The sequence below is a fragment of the Paenibacillus sp. BC26 genome (genome assembly GCF_900116125.1).
Lineage (GTDB): Bacteria > Bacillota > Bacilli > Paenibacillales > Paenibacillaceae > Paenibacillus_Z > Paenibacillus_Z lignilyticus.
Window position 1 is genome coordinate 2850704 of sequence record NZ_FPAD01000001.1, and the last position, 14572, is coordinate 2865275.

Sequence of the window (14572 nt, forward strand, 5' to 3'; positions counted from 1 at the left end):
TTAGGCTAACATTTCAAAAACCACATGCCAAGCATAGCACCCACTACCAAAATCAGTCAATTAAATTTTGCTTAAAGCAACAAATAAATTTTTGTAATGTTTTTATATAGTTATGTTATTGTTATTTTGTTAGGTAATTTCATATCCCCGGCGGCATATAAATAGCCCGCCTGAACGCTTCTAGGCATTCAGGCGGGCTTTAAACGCTCCCAGATATTCATTCACATAACGGTTTCCATGCTCGCAATGGGATGAGCATAGGCATCTCGAATAATAATATCGCCGTAAATCAACTTTTTCTCATAGGACGAGCTCGGATTAAGGATCCGCCACAGTATCTGATCGACAGCTCTCATGCCAAGCAATTCCTTGTTCACGTTGACCGTTGCCAGAATCGGATAATTGTCGCAGGTGTTATCGTAGCCGGTAACGGCGCATTGTTCCGGCACCTGGATCTGAAGCTTATTCAGTTCTTCGATCAAGTACCTTGCATTCACGTCGTGCGCGCAGACGAATACCTCAGGCAGCTCGCCCAGCTTGATCTTGGAGAATAAGAGATACATATCTTGTGCGTCGGGACCGATCAGCTGCGGGTCTTGATTCAATTCGATTTGATAGCTTTCCAACGTCGTGCGAAAAGCAAGCCACCTCTCGAAATAACTAGGCGCATCATTGATGCTCCCAACATACTGGAACTTCCGGTAGCCCTTGCTGATCAACTTCGTCATGAGCTCCTGCACGCAGCTGAAATTGTCGGAAAATACCGTGTCGCAGTGGAGTGCCGGATCACTGTGGTCGATCATGACGACAGGGATGTTCATTCGTTTAATATCGAGCAGAATTTGAGTCGAGACAGAGCCGATCGTAATGACACCTTGAATGGCCTCTGGCTTGAGAAGAGAAAATACATGCTCGCCGGACGGTTCGGTCAGCGTAATAATGTCCATGCCCCGCTGGCTCAATCTTGCGTTGACGCCGTCAAATACGGGCCCCCAATAGACGGAATCCCGATTCTGATAACGCACGTTCGGAAACAGGACGACAATGGTTCCGCTCCGCTTCATGTCCTCGTGCTCGTTCAGCTCTCCCGTAAACCGGGCGGGCTCATTATTTTTAAAGTATCCGAGCTGGCCTGCCGCTTTCATGATCATTTCTCTCGTTCGCTCGCTCACGCCATTCTTGCCTGATAGCGCGCGCGATACGGCAAACTTTGAAACGCCTGCAAAATCGGCGATTTCCTGGATTTTCACTTTTCCTCTCATTCGGACCAGTCCATTCTGTGCACAATTTAGGTATCTCAGCCTATTGATCGGTCTTTGAGCGCATTTCGATGAATGAGTCCAAATTTGCCGCTTGTTGTAAACCAATCATAGCAAACAGTTTGTCAAACGTAAATCGGATGTTGCAATTTGTTATGTATTTGTTTGGTCGAATAGCAAAAAGTTAACGAAATCGCCATTTGAACATATAAAAAAACGACCTTGCAGACTCAAAACCGCAGGTCGTTCCTTTTCGTTTCATTCCGGTGCGCAAAGCGTAAACGAAACTCCACTTACACCAGAACCAACATTAGATGAAACAGCAGCATCGATTCTATGATTTCGACCATGGCTCCATAGGTATCTCCTGTCAAACCGCCCAGTTTGCGGATCAGCCAAATGGAGAGAATCCAACCCAAGGCAACCGCGATACCGCCTTGCATCAGCAGCGTAACAAACGCCGACTGATATTCCGCACTCGGCCATACAAGCAATGATCCTGTCGCCAGCAATATGGTCACCAACACCGCCGATGCGGCATGACGAAAGCGCACCGATCGAAACAACGATGCCATCCCCTCGTTTGGCCTTGCGAACGGAAACACGGCCATGGCCAGCACAATCCATAGCCTGCTCCAGGCGCAAGCCAGCATAATCAGAGGGAAGAAGCTGCGCCATTGCAGCTCCGGAACGTTCAGCACCGCCGTCAAGCTGGAGAATTTAAACAAAAGCAGCAGCACCGCCGTCAATACGCCCATCGCGCCGACTCTGCTGTCTTTCATAATATCCAGCATCTTCTCGCGGGAGCGGTGGCTCATCACCCCATCCGCGGTATCCATCAGCCCATCTGTATGAAGTCCGCCGCTAAGCGCAATCCAGACCGCGAGCAGAATGACGGCAGACGTCATCGCCGGCACCGCGTCCTGAAGCAGCATGCCAACCAACGTTATAACACCTCCGATCACTGCGCCTACAACGGGATAGTAGACGACGCTTCGCGCCAACACCTCCGGCGTGAACGGGATCACGATAGGGACCGGAATTCTCGTCAGCAGTTGAAGAGCGGTACCTGCAGCTTGCAGCTGTTCTTTCAGTATTCGGCTAAGCAAGTTACTCCTCCTCCAGGTGAAAAGCATGCGCCTTCAAATCGAGCGGGATGCCGGCCACCACGAGGAAAGCTTGCTGGCAGCATGCCGCAAGCTTCCTGTTCATTCGCCCTGCCTCGTCGCGAAATTGGCGTCCGAGCGAATAAGCAGGCACGATCCCGCTGCCTACCTCGTTCGTCACCAGCAGAAGCGGACCGGTGCAGCTGGTGACGGCATCAATAAGTCGATTAACCTCCGCCGAGAGCGCACCGGAATCATAGCGATAGGATTCTCCATCATTCGCATCGAATTCACCTAGTCGAAGCATCTGATTCGTCAACCATAACGTAAGACAATCGATGATAACGGCCGGACGCCCATGGTCATGGTCATGATCTTGCCCCTCTCCCACAACCACCTCTGCCGCCTCAAGCTTTACCAACAGCTCCGCCACATCATAAGGCTCCTCAATCGTTTGCCAAGCAAACCCAGATCGCTCGCGCGAATCCCGATGGTGATCGGTCCGTTCCTTCATCTCGTCATCCCACATCTGGGATGTGGCAATATAGATACCCCGCTTGGACAGCTTCATTGCGTAGGCTTCGGCGAAACCGCTCTTCCCGCTCCTAGCGCCGCCTGTTATGAATATCGCCATGTACTCCCCCACCTCTCGTTCCACCAAAATGCTACAGGTAGCTACTCGCGCGAAACACCGGCGCTCTCGAACGTAGCCATTTCACGCATCACGCGAAGTGCCGCATCCACCAGGTGGAAACAAAGCACCGCTCCTGTCCCCTCGCCCAGCCGCATATCCAAATGAATCATCGGCGAAAGTCCGATCTGTTCCAGCAGCTTGCGATGTCCCTGTTCTTGCGAGAGATGAGAACCGATCATATACGCCGCCGATTGCGGTGCGATTGAGGCTGCAACAAGCGCCGCTGCCGAGGAGATGAAACCGTCAATGATAACCGGGCAGCGATTGGCCGCTGCACCGAGAATGACGCCGACCAATCCGGCAATTTCAAGCCCGCCTACTTTTGCCAATGCACCAATCGGATCGGACACAGAAGGCGCGTTGCAAGCGATCGCCCGATTGACGACATCAACCTTATGCATGCGTCGCTCTTCGTTGATTCCGGTACCAAGTCCGACAGCCTCATCTGCAGACATGTTGCCAAGAACAGCGCAAAGCGCAGCGCTTGCCGTCGTATTGCCAATCCCCATTTCGCCCGTGGCAAACATGCGATAGCCGTCAGCAGCAAGCTTTTCCGTCAAATGAAATCCATCTATGATAGCCGCGAGCGCTTCATCACGCGTCATCGCCTGCTCTTTTGTCATGTTCGCGGTACCCTTGCGGGTCTTGCAGGTAATCAAGGACGGATGCTCCAAATCCGCATTTACGCCCATATCCACGCAGTACACATCAGCGCCGGCGCCTCTGGCAAGCACGTTCACACACGCTCCGCCCGAGAGGAAATTCAGTACCATCTGCGGCGTAACTTCAGCTGGAAAAGCACTAATTCCTTCCTCGCACACCCCGTGGTCGCCAGCCATCACGATGACCGCCCGTTTGGATAAATCAGCCGAAATTTCACCGGTTACGCCTGCTATTTGTTTTGCGATCTCCTCCAGCTTCCCCAAGCTGCCCGGAGGTTTCGTCAAGTTGTTCAAGTGAAGCTGCACTGCTTCTATTTGTTCCCTATTGAGAGGGTGAATCTGCTCAATTAACCCCATTAAATAAGTTTCGTTTTTCATGCAAAACCCTCCTCTTCAAGTACGACTCAATCATCATTCGCCTCGACATCCCAATTCACCTGGCTGCACGCCTGATTGCAATAGAATTTGCGGAACGCCGGTATCCGGATGCGGCAGCACAATGGATCTTGCTCCGAACACAGTTTGAATCAGCTCAGGACGAATGACTTCCGAGGGAGGCCCATACGCCTCGATGCCTCCATCATGCAGGACGAGCAACTCGTCGCAGTAATGAGCGGCCAGATTCAAATCATGCAGCACGGCGATGACCGTCAGCCCCCGCTCCCGCTGCCATTTCTTCACCGTATCCAGCAGCTGCACCTGATACCCGATATCCAAGAAAGTGGTCGGCTCATCGAGCAGCAGCAGTTCCGGTTCCTGGGCCATCACTTTAGCCAAAGCAACGCGTTGACGCTCGCCTCCGCTTAGCTGATCGATTCGACGATGCTGCAGCTCCAGAAGCCCCATCGATCCAAGTGCATCATCGACCACCTCACCACTGCCGGAAGTTTCCTCACCCAGCCAGTTCTGATAGGGGAAACGCCCCATCGTAACCACCTCACGAACGGTAAAACCGACCGCCGGAAGTCCGCCTTGCTGCAGCACCGCTACCCATTTCGCCAAATCCTTGCGCTTATACGCACCGACAGCCCGATCTCTTAACAGCACATCTCCCGCGGTCGGCGGCTCCATGCCTGTCAGCAGCTGCAGCAGCGTTGATTTACCGACGCCATTAGGACCGATTATGCCGTACATACGACCTTCCTGCATCGTGAAACTAATCTCGCGCAGTATTTGCTTATCCGCAATTCGTTTGGATAATCGCCTAGCTTCGATCATGCCTGTCATGCCTGTGAACCTCCTTGCAGCACCTTCCGCCGATAGAGCAAATAACCAAAGAACGGTGCACCGATAAGCGCCGTCACCACGCCAAGCGAAATTTCTTTCGGGCTAAGCGCGGTCCGAGCGAGCGTATCCGCCCAAAGCAGATAAATGGCACCCCCTACGGCCGACAGCGGAATGATGAAGCGATAGTCGGGTCCGACCAACAAGCGAAGGAGATGAGGCACTACCAAGCCTACGAAACCGACTACACCGGCAATGGAAACCGCAACCGCCGTCAACAAGGTAGAAACAATCAGAACGATTAGTTTCGTTCGCTCGACGTTTACGCCTAAATGAGCGGCATGCCGCTCGCCCAGCACGAATAAATTGAGATGCTGTCCATAACGGATCATGACCGGCAAACCTACGATCAGGAACGGCACAATCAATTGGACATGCTCCCAACTGCGTGCGCTTAGACTCCCCATCAGCCAGAATAAAGCTTCGTTAATTACACCTTGCGACATCGACACCATGAACGTCACGAAAGCGCCGAGAAAAGCTTGAACGATAACGCCGGACAAGATTAACGTCTCGACATTAATCGATCCTCTTGCACGGGAGAGTGCAAATACAATAAAAAGTGTTACGATTCCTGTTGTGAAGGCGACGAGCGGAACCGTCCATAAGCCGATCACCGATTGGTAGCCGAATACAATCATGAAAGCCGCGCCAACCGAGCAGCCCGTTGCAACGCCAAGCGTGAATGGATCGGCAAGCGGATTGCGAAGTACACCTTGAAATCCGGAGCCGGCAAGTGCCAGGCTAGCTCCGACAAGCATAGCTAAGACGACTCTGGATAATCGCAGCTGAGTCACGATTGCGATATCGCTGGCCTCATAGAGACCGCTCGGATCCTCCATCCAAGGCAGCTGATGAATTAATATTCCCCATACGCGAAGAAGAGGCAATCTGGACGAGCCAATAGACAAACTGACGACGACAGATATAGCAAGAAGGAGCATCGCTGCTCCTCCATAAACATATAGCCTTTTTCTCATCTTACTTGAATAGGTCCGGATGCAGCTTCTTCGCTACCTCCAGCAGCCCATCGGCTAGTCGCGGTCCGACACGCGTCAACGGATCCTGGTCCACTTCAAACACTTGCTTATTCTTAATGGCGTTAATTGTTGCCCAGCCCGGTCTTGTTTCAATTCCCGTTAGAATGGGATTTTTCTCACCTTCAGCAAGTGTCATGGAAGCATATATGATCTGATCCGGATTCGATTTGACGACCGACTCGGGATTAATTTCGTACCAACCCTGTTCACTGGCAATGTTAACGCCTCCGGCGAGTGTAATGAGCTCATCCAGGAACTCGCCTTTTCCGACTGTCCAGCCCGGTGCGAACTCCAGGTATACATTCCGTTTCGGCGCATCTTTAACGGCATTAACAACCTGTTCCCTAACTTGCTCCATATGAGCCGTCACCGCTGCCGCTTGCTCGTTTTTATCCAAAATTTCACCGATCTGCTTTACCTTCTCCATGACGGCGTCATAGGTCTTAGGATCTGTCGCAAACACCGGAATTTGGAGCGAGCGAAGCTTATCGACAACGGCACTTCCCATTGTGTAGGAGGCGAGCACAAGGTCCGGTTTAAGCGAAACGATTTTCTCAATATCCGCGTCCATGTCCCCGATCTTCGGCAGACTCTCCGCTTCCTTCGGATAGTTGGAGTAATTGTCAACGGCAACCAGAGATGCCCCTGCTTCTACGGCATAGACGATTTCCGTCTCACTGGGCAGCAGCGAAACGATGCGCGCAGGCGCGGATTGGAACGTAAGCTCTGTGCCTGTTACATCCTTCAACTTCAGCGGATATACGGAATGTTGTTGTTGTTGTGCCGAGTTATTCGCATTCGCAGCAGCTTGCTCGGATGTATTAGCTGTATTGCCCTCATTCTCAGCAGCTTGATTGGCCTTATTCCCGCCGGAACCGCAAGCAGCCGTTAACATCAGCAAAGCAGCCATAGTCAGGGTTAAGACAATTTTAGTTAATGGCATTAATTTCGATTTCATGTGATTCATACTCTCCCTATTTTATAATTGCGTCCAATGAAAACCCGGCTATTGCCGAATGAAACAAAAAAAAAGCATTTCCGACTTCGAGCGTCAGAAATGCTTACGTTCCGTAGAACATCAGCGGGCAATATACAGTTGCCCATCTCCAACACCTCCCTAAGTCCTCGTAGGTAGCGTTTAAACGGAACAGGCAGGTATCCTGACTCGAAGCATCCGTCATCAACGTCTTCCCAAACGATCCCATCGTTCAGTGACTTATCGTTGATGCATTGTCGACTACGGCGATGGACAAGCATTCTTCCATTCCGGGGCGACGCTTCTTACAGTGGCGGGTCCGTGCCGGCATTGCACCGGTCTTCCCTTTTAAGCTAAGCTTGCGTGTTTCAACGAATGGAAACGAGCACATACACTTAGCACCTGTTCGTAAACTATGAAATTGCGCTTGAGTAAATATACCATCACCTATATAGGATGTCTACATTTGGCTTCACTTCCGTAGAAATCGGTTCATTTGACCGTTTAAACGCAGCGCATTAAATACGACTGAAACGGAACTGAGCGCCATAGCCGTCCCGGCCATCCACGGCTCTATGCCGCCAACTGCCGCAAATGGGATCACAATAGAGTTATACAGCAGCGCAAAACCAAGATTTTGACGAATATTCCTGACTGTCAGTCTGCTGATTTGAAAAGCCTCATAAATACCGGTCAGCCGCGAACGAAGCAACGTCATATGTCCGGCATCAAGCGCCGCTTCCGTACCGCCGCCCATCGCGATCCCGACATCTGCGGCCGCAAGTGCCGGGGCGTCATTCCAGCCGTCACCGGCCATGGCAATGACTCTTCCTTTCGCTTGCAGTTCGCGTATGAGCTCAGCTTTATGCTCCGGCAGCATGGACGCATGAACATTCTCCTGCGCGATACCCGTGATTCGGGCTACGTTCGTTGCCGATGAAGGATGATCGCCTGTTGCAAGCAAGATTTGAACCCCTTCGGCAGCCATTGCGGACACGGCCTCCGTTGACGATCGTTTCACTTGATCGGTGAAAGCAAACGCACCGACACACTCCCCGTCTATCGCGGCATAGATGACCGTCTCTCCCAGTTCTTCTCGTCGACTGACGAAGCTCAGCAACACGCGATTCATCTTCCAGTCCCGCTCAGCGGCAAAACCGGCATTTCCGATTGCGACTCGCTTACTCTCAACGACAGCTTCGATCCCCTTGCCGGGAAACGCATGATAAGCCGTCGATGCCGGGATGACCAGCCCTGCACGCTTGGCTGCCGCCTTAATCGCTGCCGCAAACGGATGCTGGGAATCTGCCTCGGCAGATGCAGCTAACCGCAGCAGTGCGCTTGGCGAGCCGGACAATGCAGATACTTCCGTTAACGCAGGCTTACCTTCCGTTAACGTGCCGGTCTTATCCAGCACGATTGTATCCAATTGCGCCAGACGTTCCAATGCGCCGGCTTCCTTCAACACAATGCCGCGGCGGGCAAGCTTACCGGTAGCCAATACGAGCGATATCGGCGCAGCCAAACCAAGCGCGCATGGACATGCGGCCAAGAGCACAGCCAGAGCATGAAGCGAAGCCTTCCCCCAATCGCCCGGCGCAAGCCATACCAGCCATAGAATCAGAGTGGCTATGGAAAGCAGCATCATGATCGGTACAAATATAGCCGATAACCGATCCACTCTTCGCCCGATTGAGGACTTCGTCGCTTGCGCTTGGCGCGTCAATGCCGCAATGCGGCTTAACATCGTATCCGGCCCGATCGCCGTGACCCGAATGCGCAGCTCTTGTCCGCGAACGATCGTGCCGGCGTACACCTGATCCCCGGCTGACCGCACTACAAGCGCGCTCTCGCCGGTTAGGAAGGACTCATCCATCGTCGAATGTCCCTCCACGATGATACCGTCCGTCGGAAGCGGTTCATTCACCGCTGCAATAAGCTGATCTCCGATCCTTACTTTTGCAAGTGAAGCCTTCTCCCTGGTGCCGCCGCGAATGACGATCGCTTCATTGGTCTGGAGCGATGCGTAGCTGTCGCTTTCCTTCATGACCCGCTCCGACGCGGATGCCTCCAGCAGCTTGCCAAGCAGCACAGCGGTTATGACCACCGCCGATGTCTCAAAGTATAACGCCCCGCCGGTCATCATGGAGATATAACTGTAGGCGAAAGCAGCCGTAGTTCCTATCGCTACGAGCACATCCATATTGGCCGTTCGCTCTCGCAGGGCATAGAATGCCCCGAAATAGAAAGGCATCCCGATAAAGAACTGCACGATTGCCGCTAGCACAAACTGAAGCAGGGGCTCCTGAATAAGCAAAGGAACCGGAATGGCTTCCAGCCAAGCATAATGATGAACCATTGTCCATAGCAGCGGGATCGTGAATAAGACGGCCACGAAGACTCGCACTTTAAGCGAGTCCAGCTCGGAAGAATTGTCTCCATCCTTCCCGTACAGGAAAGCATGAAAGCCAAGCTGACCGATTCGTTCGATAATGGATGTCGGCGACGTTTGTTCCGGTGAGAAGGTGATGTAAGCCGATTTGGCCGCATAATGAACGGATACACCGGATACGCCTGCCAGCTTGCCGACAGCCCGTTCGATGCGGGTTGCACAGGCTGTGCAGCTCATGCCTTGTATTCGCAAATCAAGCGTATGGTCTCCGCGTTGCTGCTGCATAATGAACCTCCTCAATCAAACAAACTAGCTGTCCTACTCTCCACTATATGGCAGGGTTGTTCGACTCATGATATAAACAACAAAAGCACCTTCGCGCAGCAAGCGCGAAAGTGCTCTCTTGAAGAACAATCTATTCCCCGGTAGCAACTTCACCGGGCCAGCTCAGCATACCGCCGAGCACATTAACGACCTCATAGCCTTGCGCAGCCAAATAATCACAAGCTTTGCCGCTGCGATTGCCGCTTCTGCAAACCATATACAGCGGCTCCTCGAAATCATTCAATTCGCCCAGTCGTTCAATAAAGACGGAAAGCGGGATGCTTACCGCTTCTTTAATATGGCCGGATTCCCATTCATCGGGCTCCCGTACGTCGATTACGCTCAGCTTCTCGCCTTCGCGCAGCCGAGTTTCCAATTCACTTGCCGTTATTTCTCCCATTTCCTGCTATCGCTCCTTCGTGCTAGTAATGAAACCCATACTTGCATTTTACTCCTCTGCCTTGCCCTATGTCCATCTGGCGAGTGACATAAGAAGGAGCAGCATCCGCTGTTCTCTGCGAAGGCTGCTCCCGATTAGTACCATTTCGTTAAATACGTACCGCCGTGCCGCTGACGGCAACCATCAGCATGCCTTCTCGAACGACCTCATAATCGATATCGATACCGACTAGCGCATTTGCGCCCAGCCGTGAAGCTTGACTTTGCATCTCACTGAATGCTACGTCGCGCGCTTCTTTCAGCTTCGTCTCGTATGCACCTGAGCGTCCTCCGACAATATCGGTAATACTGGCGAACAAATCACGCATGATGTTTGCTCCCATAATCGCTTCTCCGGTTACAACACCAAGGTATTGCTGAATCGGATGTCCTTCAATCGTAGGCGTAGTCGTTACTATCATTGAAATCCCTCCCAATCGATATAGTGACTCATACGTAAGACGATGAACAACGGATTCAAATCATGGAAGAAAAAGCAGGCAAGCCGTCCACTTTCCCGTCTTCCGTAAATTGAATGCGAACGACCTTCTCGCTATGCTGCTCAAACCAGATCCGAACGGTAACCTCAAATTTACGAGAGCCTTTGTTCAGCAGCAGACGAAACGTTTCCGACATCAGTCCCGCTTCCTCCACTTTTCGGCCGACATGCTTATAGTCCACAATCTCAGCATGATAACGGTGCGTCGTTTCCTTCATCGCGAGTCTGCCCCACTTCGCGTACGGCGGTTCTGCGGAAACAGGCGTAACGGCACCCAACAGCATCATGCAAGTCATCACTAGAATAATTAACGGTCTCATTCTGCCACCTCCATAGTCTAGGCGATGGTAGAATTCCCCATTTCAAGTTCTTTCATACATGGATGGATGAGGTTACTGCTTCAACTGGAATAATCCTTTAACCACATGCTGACTTCTTGTCACGATTCGGCTTGACAGCAGCAGCGCGGCACTCCAGCATATCAGAAATCCATTCCACAGCGGGTCAAACACTCCCTTTGGCGGGTGAAGATACTTATAAGGGATCCCGTTGGATAGCAGATCGTCTCTTAGGTTAGAACCAACCCGAAGCGCAATAATAACGGCTACTATAAGTGCAAGCGAACCAAGCGCATACCATACTCGCTGCTTCTTCACCGCCCAATAAAGCAGTGAAGCCACATAGAATCCGAACAATAGCGAAGACAACGGTGCCACAACGACGGTACTGACGAAATCATGTCTGTGGTGGATAACCATCATTTTAATCTTGTAAACAATCGATGTCGTCACCAGTAACACGAACCATAAAGCGATTTTTGTGCTTGGCGCCGCGAGCTTCTCTTTAACTGTACTCCGCGTCATGCCAATGAAGCGAACGTATCGGTACAGAAGCAGGAGTCCCGGAATGAGCAGCCCCACAATCGAGAAGTCAATCTGCAACTTCGAATACAACGGCGAATGGCCATGGTATTCTCGCAGAAAGGGGAACCACTCTACAAATATACCGCCAACATGCGTCCAAGCATCTACGAACATATGCGTCCAATAACCAATCAATAAAGACCCGAGAAATACGATCCATGCGCGTGCCGAATCCAGCTTCCAATCCACACACAAGTCAGACACAAACTGATCCATTCTCCCGAAGGACGGAAGAAACTTGGGCAGTACCGGCTTGATCATATAATGAAACACAAAGGCAAAGGCAATACACAAAGGCAAGCCTTGTATTAGAAAACCTAATATCGAATGTCCAATACTCTGATAGGGCTCCATCGCCACAAAATATTCCATATCAGGCGACATGCTCCCAAGGATAAGTCCCGTAACGCTTACCCATTTAGGCTTGATCCGTCTAAGCGGCACCGCAAAGAACGGATGTGCAAAAGTAAAAGGCACGGTTATTCTAACCCGCCGAACTTATTCAATGGCCATAGTCGAAAAACGGCTCGACCTTCCACGCTTGATAAGGCGATGGGGCCCAACACGCGGCTGTCTTGACTGTTTTCTCGATTATCTCCCATTACAAATACGGTGTCGGAGGGGACAGTATAGGGCATTTCAAGCCCGTTCGAGAAGGTGAGACCTTTTATGTACGGCTCATCCAGTTGTTTATCATTCAGAATGACATGGCCATCATCGGTAATGTTAAGGACATCCCCCGGCAAGCCGATCACGCGTTTAATCAGTCGCTTGTCGCTTTCGGGACCGTTGATGATAACGATATCTCCCCGGTGCGGAGACTCGAATCTGTAGCTGATTTTATCCTCAATCAATCGTTGACCTTCCACTAATGTTTTTTGCATCGAGATATTTCTTACTTCGGTTTGGGCAAACGCATAGTTCTGGATCAACAACGCGGCTACCATCGCCACGCCCAGCGTAAGAACCCAGTCCCTTACTTCTCTCGCCCACGGTTTCTTATGTGTAGGTGTAACTTCCGGTTTCTCCATACCATTCTCCTTCCAATTCGTACAGCTATCGGCTTACATAGTTCGTTCTCTAGCTAAACCTTCTTATAACTATTACGAAATTAACCATCAAATAGTTTCTTTGAAAACAGCATTTTGTAAAAAGCATTGCCCGTCCGCGGTCTGGTAGGATAAAGTTAGGAGATTAATGTACCTTACCAAAGGAGTGAATGATCGTTGTCCGCTGATGCCAAGGCTGCACTTATACCCACTACACGCTCCGACCATTTCATTTTCATCGTAGTTACTTTATTGTACTGGTCTACCTTATATGTCTATGTCCCTATTCTTCCACCATTTATGAAAAGCAGCGGGTATGCCGATGTGCTGATCGGCATCGTGCTCGGCAGTTACGGTTTTACGCAGATGCTCGTCCGTTTCCCGCTTGGACTTGCTTCCGATAAGCTTCATAAGCGTAAGCCATTCCTTATGCTGGGCATGGTGAGCGGTGCATTAAGCTGCGTATTGTTCACGATTCCCGGTTCCTGGCTATGGCCGTTAGCGGGACGAATGATGTCAGGCGTTTGCGCTTCCGCATGGGTTGCTTTCACCGTGCTTTACGCAGCTTACTACGCCTCCTCCGAAGCGACCAAAGCGATGAGTAATATCAGCTTCATGACCGTCTCCGGACAGTTAATCGGCATGACGCTGAGCGGCTGGCTCGCCGGCGCTTACAGCTGGAATGCTGCTTTTATCGCCGGAATTGGACTCGGCATCGCGGGGTTACTGCTTTCCTTTGCCGTTAAAGAGCCTCGCGAAGGAGTCGAACGTCCGCCAATCTCGCTGCAGCATCTGCGAGAAGTCGTTCGAACGCCATCCCTCATCCAAGTATCTACGCTGTCGATCTTAGCTCACTGCGTGCTGTTTATTACCATGTTCGGGTTCACGCCGCTGAAAGCAACATCTTTAGGCGCATCAAGCAGCCAGCTCACCTTGATCGTCATTGCGTTCATGGTTCCGCATGCCATCGCTTCCTTGCTGACAGGCCGAGTCCTTGCACCGCGATACGGGAGCAGGAATGTGATTGCTTTAGGCTTTGCAGTTAGTGCATTATGCACGATTGCCATTGCTTTCTCCCCATCGCTGGGATGGCTGGCACTTACGCAGGCGCTTAACGGCTTTGCACAGGGCATGCACCTGCCTTTACTGCTCGGTCTCGCCATACAGCCGTTTGAGTCCTCTAAACGCGCAACGGCGATGGGCTTCTATCAAGCCGTATACTCGATCGGCATGTTCGCTGGCCCTTTCCTAGCCGGCTTCATCAATGAAGCCTTCGGACGCGATTACGGATTCTGGCTGGGCGGCCTCTTCGCTCTGGCTGCACTGGCTCTAACGCTGATCTGGCGTCGCAGTCATGCTCAACAATCCGCCTAACAACAGAAAACCCTGCCGCAATCATCGCGGCAGGGTTTTCTCATTGCCTTTAACTACATGCACTCTTCCGGATCTTCAACCTGTGCGTCCTCGATGGAGATCTTCTCGGCAACCGTGTCACGGATCACGGAAACGACGGTTTGCAGCAGATAGTTAATATCCGCTTGGCTTTGTTGGAACTCCGTAATGATTGGGATACCATCCAGTTCATCTTGCAGCACTTCGATCTCTTTCTCGATCTTAGCGACCATATCCGCGTTCTTGAACGTTGTCTCGAAAGCAACGATTTCCTTCTGCTTCTTCTTGATTTGGGCAATCAAACCTTGAATGCGCTCATTACCTTGAATTTGCTTCTCCGCACGTTGGAACTGCTGCACTTCTTCCGAAGTGAAGATCATCGTTGCTAGTTCTTTCGTTTTGGCCATGATATCCGCACGTACGATAATATCCTCCGTATTGAATTTCGGCACCGTACAATTCGAATCGTGGTCGTGGTCGTGATCATGTTTATGTTCGTGTTTCGCTGTTTGCTCTTTTGCCAATGGTTCCAGC

15 protein-coding genes and 1 riboswitch are annotated in these 14572 nt (G+C 51.4%); of the genes, 1 reads left to right on the forward strand and 14 read right to left on the reverse strand.

What is annotated here, in order from left to right; translation table 11 throughout:
• Positions 1 to 221 precede the first annotated feature (221 nt).
• From BM412_RS12500 to lepB, 13 genes are all read right to left on the reverse strand, one after another.
• Positions 222 to 1262: a LacI family DNA-binding transcriptional regulator gene (locus BM412_RS12500; RefSeq protein ID WP_091218197.1), complete on the reverse strand. Its 1041-nt coding sequence runs from the start codon at positions 1260 to 1262 to the stop codon at positions 222 to 224.
• 290 nt (positions 1263 to 1552) lie between these two features.
• Complete coding sequence (cobS, locus tag BM412_RS12505) at positions 1553 to 2368, reverse strand: adenosylcobinamide-GDP ribazoletransferase (RefSeq protein ID WP_256256284.1); 816 nt, start codon at positions 2366 to 2368, stop codon at positions 1553 to 1555.
• Between the two features lies 1 nt (position 2369).
• Positions 2370 to 2999, reverse strand: coding sequence for a bifunctional adenosylcobinamide kinase/adenosylcobinamide-phosphate guanylyltransferase (locus BM412_RS12510; RefSeq protein ID WP_091218203.1), 630 nt, complete (start codon positions 2997 to 2999; stop codon positions 2370 to 2372).
• A gap of 41 nt (positions 3000 to 3040) precedes the next feature.
• A complete protein-coding gene (cobT, locus tag BM412_RS12515) occupies positions 3041 to 4099 on the reverse strand; it encodes a nicotinate-nucleotide--dimethylbenzimidazole phosphoribosyltransferase (protein ID WP_091218206.1) in 1059 nt (352 codons plus the stop codon).
• A 33-nt stretch (positions 4100 to 4132) separates the two neighbouring features.
• On the reverse strand, positions 4133 to 4948 hold the full coding sequence (locus tag BM412_RS12520) for a heme ABC transporter ATP-binding protein (RefSeq protein ID WP_371264772.1): 816 nt from the start codon (positions 4946 to 4948) through the stop codon (positions 4133 to 4135).
• A complete protein-coding gene (locus BM412_RS12525) occupies positions 4945 to 5985 on the reverse strand; it encodes a FecCD family ABC transporter permease (protein WP_091218209.1) in 1041 nt (346 codons plus the stop codon). Before BM412_RS12525 ends, BM412_RS12520 begins: the two co-directional genes overlap by 4 nt.
• Before the next feature lies 1 nt (position 5986).
• Positions 5987 to 7003: an ABC transporter substrate-binding protein gene (locus BM412_RS12530; RefSeq protein WP_091218212.1), complete on the reverse strand. Its 1017-nt coding sequence runs from the start codon at positions 7001 to 7003 to the stop codon at positions 5987 to 5989.
• Positions 7004 to 7177: 174 nt separating this feature from the next.
• A riboswitch (cobalamin riboswitch) is annotated at positions 7178 to 7429 on the reverse strand.
• Positions 7430 to 7493: 64 nt separating this feature from the next.
• A complete protein-coding gene (locus BM412_RS12535; RefSeq protein WP_091218215.1) occupies positions 7494 to 9698 on the reverse strand; it encodes a heavy metal translocating P-type ATPase in 2205 nt (734 codons plus the stop codon).
• A 130-nt stretch (positions 9699 to 9828) separates the two neighbouring features.
• The gene (locus tag BM412_RS12540; protein WP_091218217.1) at positions 9829 to 10137 is read right to left on the reverse strand and encodes a rhodanese-like domain-containing protein; all 309 of its coding nucleotides are present in this window, start codon (positions 10135 to 10137) and stop codon (positions 9829 to 9831) included.
• Positions 10138 to 10285: 148 nt separating this feature from the next.
• Positions 10286 to 10597 (reverse strand): heavy metal-binding domain-containing protein, encoded by a 312-nt coding sequence (locus tag BM412_RS12545; protein WP_091218220.1) that lies wholly within the window; start codon positions 10595 to 10597, stop codon positions 10286 to 10288.
• Between the two features lie 55 nt (positions 10598 to 10652).
• Complete coding sequence (locus tag BM412_RS12550) at positions 10653 to 10994, reverse strand: DUF3889 domain-containing protein (RefSeq protein WP_091218223.1); 342 nt, start codon at positions 10992 to 10994, stop codon at positions 10653 to 10655.
• 72 nt (positions 10995 to 11066) lie between these two features.
• The gene (locus tag BM412_RS12555; protein WP_177245803.1) at positions 11067 to 12074 is read right to left on the reverse strand and encodes a DUF4184 family protein; all 1008 of its coding nucleotides are present in this window, start codon (positions 12072 to 12074) and stop codon (positions 11067 to 11069) included.
• A 2-nt stretch (positions 12075 to 12076) separates the two neighbouring features.
• Entirely contained in the window at positions 12077 to 12628 is a 552-nt protein-coding gene (gene lepB, locus BM412_RS12560) for a signal peptidase I (RefSeq protein ID WP_091218228.1), read from the reverse strand.
• 195 nt (positions 12629 to 12823) lie between these two features.
• Here lepB and BM412_RS12565 point away from each other — a divergent pair, with 195 nt between their 5' ends.
• Complete coding sequence (locus tag BM412_RS12565; protein WP_091218230.1) at positions 12824 to 14020, forward strand: MFS transporter; 1197 nt, start codon at positions 12824 to 12826, stop codon at positions 14018 to 14020.
• A gap of 53 nt (positions 14021 to 14073) precedes the next feature.
• Here the strand turns inward: BM412_RS12565 and BM412_RS12570 are convergent, their stop codons facing one another.
• Positions 14074 to 14562 (reverse strand): YlbF/YmcA family competence regulator, encoded by a 489-nt coding sequence (locus tag BM412_RS12570; protein ID WP_256256285.1) that lies wholly within the window; start codon positions 14560 to 14562, stop codon positions 14074 to 14076.
• Between the last annotated feature and the right edge of the window lie 10 nt (positions 14563 to 14572).